The sequence below is a fragment of the Streptomyces sp. DH12 genome, from assembly GCF_020873895.1.
Classification (GTDB): domain Bacteria; phylum Actinomycetota; class Actinomycetes; order Streptomycetales; family Streptomycetaceae; genus Streptomyces.
Genome location: NZ_JAHWGT010001652.1, coordinates 1 through 391, shown reverse-complemented (window position 1 = coordinate 391; position 391 = coordinate 1). Strand labels below are relative to the sequence as shown.

Here is a 391-nt window from a genome sequence, read left to right as displayed (position 1 = left end):
CCTCTACGGGGGACAGCGATGGGACGCAGTGGGGGAGCGCGCGGTTCCCCGCGCTCGCTCAGTCGCCGTAGTCGGACATGGCGTCCAGCATCCGCGCGGAGGCGGGCGGCACGTCCACCCCGTGGATCAGGGAGGGCGGCACCGGCCGGGCCGCCGTCCGCACGGGCGCCGCCCAGTGCGGGACCATCCGGGCGCAGTCGCCGCGCAGCGAGGTCAAGTCGCCCTCGAGGTCGACCGGAGCGGAGGCGTGGACCTTGATGTTCGTCATGTCCGCACCGTATGCACGCCGACAGCCGCGAAGAAAGAGCTACTATCGGGTAGTTTCGGCTGCTTCTACGGGCCGTTCCCACCCGGTAGCGTGAAGTGTCAAGCCCCCTCCCTCAGGAGAATC

The 391-nt window shown here is 70.1% G+C and carries 1 protein-coding gene; it reads right to left on the bottom strand.

All coding sequences use genetic code 11. The features are described from left to right. Positions 1-58: 58 nt before the first annotated feature. Positions 59-268, bottom strand: coding sequence for a hypothetical protein (locus tag LPA54_RS41560; RefSeq protein WP_093767949.1), 210 nt, complete (start codon positions 266-268; stop codon positions 59-61). Positions 269-391: the final 123 nt, after the last annotated feature.